This window comes from Shigella sp. FC1967 (assembly GCF_001743005.1).
Lineage (GTDB): Bacteria > Pseudomonadota > Gammaproteobacteria > Enterobacterales > Enterobacteriaceae > Proteus.
In genome coordinates this window covers 1-483 of the sequence record NZ_MIIZ01001204.1, presented here as the reverse complement: position 1 = coordinate 483, position 483 = coordinate 1, and the positions used below count along the sequence as shown (strand labels likewise).

1 pseudogene is annotated in these 483 nt (G+C 40.4%); it reads right to left on the bottom strand.

Annotated elements, in window-relative coordinates:
• A pseudogene (locus BHE89_RS20245) lies at positions 1–357 on the bottom strand (phage major capsid protein); the annotation flags it as partial.
• Positions 358–483: the final 126 nt, after the last annotated feature.

Below are 483 nucleotides of genomic sequence, written 5' to 3'. Positions count from 1 at the left end.
GGCTTGCACTGGAATAGAAATGCGCTTACTTGATTGAATACTAGAGTTAATTTCTTTCAGTACATCTGCAGAAATGACTTGTTGACCAATTGTTTTGGCTGCCTGAACCGCATTATTCAGTGGCATTTGTGCTACATGTTGCTCTAATTCACCTAATGAAGCTTTGAGTGTTTTTTCAGATTCACGCAATGCATTCAGTTCGGTTGCCATCTTATCTACCGCTGCTTTAGTTTCGGTGCTTAAACTACCGACTTTTTGCGCTTCTTTTAAGGCTTCTTCGGCTTTAGCATTAAATTTGCCATTGGCTTCTTCAATTTTTGCCGATAGATTTTTTAATAATTCATTTGTATCAGACATAATGTCTCCGATTAGTTAGCTGTGGCGAAGGCATTTACCGCCTTTTCCAATTCAGAAAGAGTGTCAGGATTAATTTCAGAGGTAGCGCTTGGCGTACCGTGAGGATTGGAAGTAGCGCTCGGCATA